Annotated in this window: 6 protein-coding genes; all 6 read right to left on the bottom strand. The window is 37.0% G+C overall.

Features of this window, described 5'->3' with window-relative positions; translation table 11 throughout:
- A partial coding sequence (gene tnpB / locus B5X72_RS20385; protein ID WP_139378807.1) for an IS66 family insertion sequence element accessory protein TnpB occupies window positions 1-236 on the bottom strand: 236 nt, incomplete at its 3' end.
- Window positions 236-526 (bottom strand): IS66 family insertion sequence element accessory protein TnpA, encoded by a 291-nt coding sequence (gene tnpA, locus B5X72_RS20380; protein WP_079718784.1) that lies wholly within the window; start codon window positions 524-526, stop codon window positions 236-238. The genes tnpA and tnpB, both read right to left, overlap by 1 nt.
- A 163-nt stretch (window positions 527-689) precedes the next feature.
- Window positions 690-1,775, bottom strand: a complete 1,086-nt coding sequence (locus B5X72_RS20375) for a BF3164 family lipoprotein (RefSeq protein ID WP_079718783.1) — start codon at window positions 1,773-1,775, stop codon at window positions 690-692.
- Between the two features lie 74 nt (window positions 1,776-1,849).
- Entirely contained in the window at window positions 1,850-2,629 is a 780-nt protein-coding gene (locus B5X72_RS20370; RefSeq protein WP_079718782.1) for a GLPGLI family protein, read from the bottom strand.
- A 19-nt stretch (window positions 2,630-2,648) separates the two neighbouring features.
- On the bottom strand, window positions 2,649-5,345 hold the full coding sequence (locus B5X72_RS20365; protein WP_176146286.1) for an outer membrane beta-barrel protein: 2,697 nt from the start codon (window positions 5,343-5,345) through the stop codon (window positions 2,649-2,651).
- Between the two features lie 380 nt (window positions 5,346-5,725).
- On the bottom strand, window positions 5,726-6,009 hold a 284-nt coding region (locus B5X72_RS20360; RefSeq protein ID WP_139378806.1), incomplete at its 5' end, for an integrase core domain-containing protein.

Genomic DNA, 6,009 nt, shown 5'->3' with positions numbered 1-6,009 from the left:
TTAATCAATAAAGATGTACTTGGTCGGGCGGATACATACAGCACGAACCCGCCATGCTCCCAGTGCAAAAGCTTCATGTGCGTTCGGCGCCGGTTCAGGAACACGAACACATCACCGCCGGTGGCCCCACGGCCCAAACCCGAGGCCACCAGCCCGCATAGACCGTCAAAACTTTTCCGCATGTCGCAATGCCCGCTGTATAGGTAATAACGGTGCGAGGACCCCAGGCTGAACATCAGGCAAGGGCAATCAGCCTGGACAATAGTCCAAGGTCCGCCGAAGGCACTTCCAGCCGCACACCGTTGGGATAGATAACCGACAAGACAGGATGGCCTGCCGCCCTGGTGGGTGAACCCATCGGAATAAAACCGCTATCCCCGGCGGATTGATCCTCCTTCCAGCGGCTGATCCAATAACTGAACTTGCCCAGGGTGATGCCATGCTGCAGGCAGAACTCCTGCCGGGTCAAACCACTCTCACGCCACTGGCCAACAAGGGTAAACATGTAATCTCTACGCTCTTTCATAAATATATTATTTTGGGCGTAAAGCTAAAGACGATCAATTAATCAGAAAATATGCAGTTGGTCGGGCGGATACGCTTTATCCGCTTTTGAAGGCGATAGACAGGCGTGTTAGGGTATTTAGGTTTAGGTTAATTTGAAGAGAATTTTGTAAAATTACGCAGTCTTAATTCGGGGAAGTCGACAGTTGCTGGGGATCTATTGCAATTTGATAATATTCATCGTCTAAAAGAATTTTATTTATTGGCTTTCCTGCCCAATCATAAACTAAAACAAGATTAGAAGATAGTGACTCAACTCCTGGCGTATTTGTTAACTTACCATTATACAAAGCGTATATACGGTCTTCTGTGACAGTTATATTATTGTATCCGTATTTGTTATTTTTAGTATACATGGATTTCGTTATATTTTCCGAAATTTCGTTAATTACGAACTCGGGCATATAGTATAGTTTTTCTGTTAAGACTTTAGGCTTGTGGTTCTCTATGGAAATTATTTGAAATAGACCTCCCCTTTTAGAGAAGGACGCAATTTCTCTTCCATTAGGTCTAATGCCTATATTGGAACCCAACACGGCCTTTACCCAAGATATATTTTCATCTTGATAGTACTGTTTATATCGTCGACTAGAAAATTTAGGAACATCAATACCTGTCGTAACAGTCTTTTGTCTTAGGTTATAAATTCCAAAAAACTTATTGTCCAATTTAGTAAAAGTGATATTTCCTAAAATTACTGAATCTGATTCTACAAGAGGAGTTTCGAAAACCACTTCTTTGGGTAGTTGGCAAACTAACTCGGGACTATAGGTCTTGCTGTTGATCAGACTGTCAATATTGTACTTAAAAACCCTATATGGCGGAGCACCTTCATAGATTGAAAACTCTTTGGTAGAACCTTTGATTGGGCTCAATGATAAGGTGTTGATATCATAATTTTCGTCATCTCCTATATGAGCGAAACGAGTAATTAATTTTCCATTTAGTAAATTGACCATTGAAAAGCCTGCAACTCCGCTTATGTCATAAAAAACAGCGATTGAGTCAAAGACATTTATAGTTCTAGGGTCATATAAAACTGAATCGTGCTCCAAGGTAATTTTTATACTATTTAGTTTTATTTCTGGTACTGCTTCGAAATCTTGTAAAGGACTTTCTTCTAAAGCAGTGGTAGTGTTTATGCAAGACCTACTTAATATCAAAAGTAATAATGCGAGGACATATATTTTAGTCATAATATTGTTGTTCATTTTTTTATCACTAACGTATTACAGCCATAACGGCTTCATCGCAAATCTTACCAATATATAGATTGATAAAATTCTTAAAAAACAACCCGCTTTCGTAGAAAACCAAGTAAGTTTGGATGTACTCTTACTGTGGTGCTGTTTCTTATAATATCGTCAAGCTCCTCCCAATTGATGTTCCTGCCTTTTAATTCTATGTTTTGCAAGTCTCTGTTTACCATGTCACTCGAATAACTTTTGGCAAACCATGTAATGTGTTCATCCGGAAGCGCAAGACCTAAAATCATGCCTGGTAAACCTGTAAATGATTCAGGCCCTCCTTTTGTAATAATCTTATCTGTGTAAAAAGCTACGACATATATGGAATCTGCGAGCAACCCGTTCGCTCTCCTACATTTAAACCCAGCAATTTCTCTAGTTTCGCCCGTCAATCTCCACTTAATCTCCCTTATCTTATTTTTAAGTATATACTCTACTCCCAATACATTTTTCTGAGAAGTCACTTCGCGATCTTTAAAATCTGTATGTACAATATTATAGGAGCTGTATTGGGACAGAACCGTACTCACTGGTTCATTACTGTCCTTTGGGCTGTATAATGTGGTCTGGGCATCGAATAAGAGAATAAAGGAAGATGTTTTGAATCTTGGGCCATTGCTTTTGTAGTTTTCCACATATCGTGTCATTTGGACATCTTGCGGGTTGTCGTATAATTTATCTAATATGGAATATACGTTTTCGCTTCTTTCAAACTCGATCCTGCCACTTTCAATTAATCTGTTTGATTGTCCTCTTAAAAAAAAAGAAATCGTGGATAGTATACTAATGCCTATGATGAAAAACTTGCTGATTATCATGTTTTTATATTAATACGAACTAAAACTTTCGAAAATTCCATAGACAAGATACCATGAAATACCTACCAATTGTGCTGTAAGTATTTTGGATAATTTGGCTATTGTTCATACTTCTTTGGAATCCTCTATTTTGGTCCAAGATGTCATTAACACTTAGTTTAATGGAGAGACTCTTATCTTTTAAGAATTTTTTCTCCAATGATGAGTTCCAAATTGCTTGACGAAAATCTTCCGTGAAAACTTTTGTTTTTCCTTGGAACAAGTAGTTTAGCCCGGTATTCAGAGTAATTCCATAAGGCAAATAAAAGTCTGAATTTGGACTGAAAGAATATCCCCAATATTTATTACCGTAATCAGGCTGAAGATTGTTATAGTTAGTGTTATACATAACACCGACACTTAGTCCACCATTATAGGTGTTCTCTTTTGAACCTCCGAATCCTACACTTAGACTGTAACTGTTAAAATCACTTTGCGACAATTTCGAATTGACGAAATTGTCAATTCGATTTCCCAAAAAGCTTCCATTGATAGACATTCCTACCTTTGGTATTGGAGAAGGGAAATGAACACCAAATGAAGAATTATACGATATATTTTTTCCTCCTTCGACATTTACATATGAATAGGTGCTTACGCCGTTAGCGTCAGTAACGATTGTGGATCCTATAGGTATATTAGTAATAGTTAGGCTCCCATTCGCATACATTAATATATTTTTTTGGTCATTATAACTGTTGTATCCTAAAGTTAATCTATTAGAAAATGAAGGATTTAATTCCTCATTGCCAATTACAATGTTTAACGGATCTACATTATTCACAAATGGTTGTAACAACAGGATGTCCGGCATGTTTGAAAAACCAAAATACTTTAGTGAAATACTGGTGAGCGGGTTGATCCTATAGGTAAAATCTGCGGATGGTTGAAAAAAATCAAAATTCCTTTTTATTAAATAGTCTTTATCTAAACTTCTCTGATCAAAATTTACATAGATAAATTCAGAGCCTAATTGTATTGTAAACTTTGCTTTATTAAAATGGTATTTAATTCCTCCTTTGCCAAATACTTGGTTTAGTTTATAATCACTTAATGACAAACTGTCCACATACGAAAAATCGACATCTGCTCGTACAATTTCATTGTTCCGAAAAAGTAGGGAAGTTTTAACAGTTCCTTCGATACTTGCTTCTATCGTAGAATATTTTGTTAAGGGCTCTGTATAAGTTGAACGAATGGTCTTAAAGGATGTGCCATCCGAATTATTCATCTCTTGGTTCAAGTATATGTTATTTTCATTTCGATAGGTAAAAGTGTTTGATTCTAATCCACCATCGGAATTTGATTTCGTATCAAAAATGTCCACAGCAATGGAAATTGTCCGCCGTTCTTTTCGGAATTTTTTAAGATACAATAGATTAATCATTCCAATCCGTTTGTTTGAACCAGTCGAGAATGATCTTGTATTTGAATTTAAAAGTCTACTATTTGAATCGAGTGTAGAGCTGATATAGTGATTATCGGTTGTTTTTTTTATACGCCCAACATTCGTTTTAATGGAAATACTTGATGACTGATCTATATCAACCTTGAAAGTTCCACTGAAATTATGTTTTTGCATGTGGTTGTGAAAAGTTCTATTTACGTCTGTTATGAAAAAGGAAGTTGGTAAATTATCTTGCACTATATTATGATCAATACCGTCTATCACGATATCATTAAAGTTATAATTTATATTGAGGCTGAACTTGCCGTCGTAATATTTGTTGCTAAACTGGCTTCCAAGTCCTGATGAAGTTGGGATGCCTTTTCCCGAGTACTCACCATTCCACGGGTCAAGATCATAATTGTTATACGTGGATTCAAAGCTGCCGTCTGCATACTGCTGTCTGTCTCTACTGCTTAATCCCACAGAACCCACATTATTTGATAAGCCATAAACGGAGAACTTTCTATCATTATTAAAATGGTTGAAGAAACCATTGGCATTGTAGAAATCTTCATTTCCTATTCCGATCCCAACCTTGCCAAACAACCCGATTTTACTATCATCTTTCAACTTCATATTGACCGCTTTCTCATCTTTTCCATCGTCTATACCAGTGAAAGCAGCATTATCACTTTTTCTGTCATATACCTGAACCTTTTCGATCATGTCAGCCCGTATATTTGTAGTGACTAAGACCGGATCATGGCCAAAAAATTCTTCTCCATCAACATATACGCGTGTTACTTTTTTGCCCATGGCGGTAATGTTCCCATCTTTGTCCACGTTTATCCCATCCAATTGTTTCAACAGATCCTGGGCAGTAGCATGGGGAGCAAGATTATATAAAGATGGATTATACTCGATAGTGTCACCAATTATTCGTATTGGTTTTTTTTTGCCCGTAACTAAAACCTCATCCAATAATACCATATCACTCCACATTTTTATATTTCCAAGATCTATAGGTCCTGATCGATCTACTATTACAGGCATCACAAAATCGGTGTAATCAGGATAAGTCACCAAGAGTTTATAAGATCCATAATCAACATCCTTAAAAGAAAAGATCCCATTTTGGGTTCTCGCATCGGCATAGATAATAGAATCTTTTGCATTCAATAAAACCACTGAGGCCTGATGCATTGGAGACTCGTCAGAGATGTCACTAACTTTTCCAAACACATCGCTTGTCTGAGCATGACTGACAGAAATAGGTAGTGTAAGCAATAATATATGTATAATAGCTGACCACATTGAATTGATGTAGTTTGAAAAAAAACGATTTAAAATTAACTTCTCAAACAGCTATCCCTTTAGTTATCGGTAGAGTTTTTTTGCTCAAATCTAGAAAAGCACAAAGAGTCAATAGAATCATCAAGATAGAAAAAAAGTAAAGTCCGAGAGATATAGCAATTCCAAAATGCAGACAGATCACAGCAGTCATACCAAATGATCGTATTTTCTTTGTGAACAACAAAAAAGGATATGACAGTTCAATTAAAACTACGAACCAAGCTAGTAATAATAGAATAATTGGAAATGCTGAAAGAAAATCAATATGATACTCCCTATTTGCTGGACAACTTTTGCACTAATTTAAGATATAATCACGACACATTTTTGATTATCTGATAGAACCTTTCGTCGGGTGTTATCCGGCCGATCGATTTATGCCTTCTCTCGGTATTGTAGAAGCATACATAATCCTTTACCTGCCGATATAGATCGACCCCACCGTTTGGTGGATTCAGATAGATTTTCTCCCTTTTGAGCGAACCCCAGAACCGTTCGATGTAGATATTGTCCAAAGCCCGGCCCTTACCGTCCATGGATATTTTCACCTCATGCTTTTTAAGTGCTTCGATGAATACCGAGGATGTGAATTGGGATC

Origin of the sequence: Parapedobacter luteus, from assembly GCF_900168055.1 — a bacterium.
Classification (GTDB): Bacteria; Bacteroidota; Bacteroidia; order Sphingobacteriales; family Sphingobacteriaceae; genus Parapedobacter; species Parapedobacter luteus.
The sequence above is the reverse complement of the archived record's forward strand: the minus strand, read 5'-3'. Positions and strand labels throughout refer to the sequence as shown.

What these genes read in the sequence shown, in the direction of transcription:
- tnpA (WP_079718784.1), bottom strand. Translation starts at nt 526, where the DNA reads ATGAAAGAGCGTAGAGATTACATGTTTACCCTTGTTGGCCAGTGGCGT.
- B5X72_RS20375 (WP_079718783.1), bottom strand. Translation starts at nt 1,775, where the DNA reads ATGAACAACAATATTATGACTAAAATATATGTCCTCGCATTATTACTT.
- B5X72_RS20370 (WP_079718782.1), bottom strand. Translation starts at nt 2,629, where the DNA reads ATGATAATCAGCAAGTTTTTCATCATAGGCATTAGTATACTATCCACG.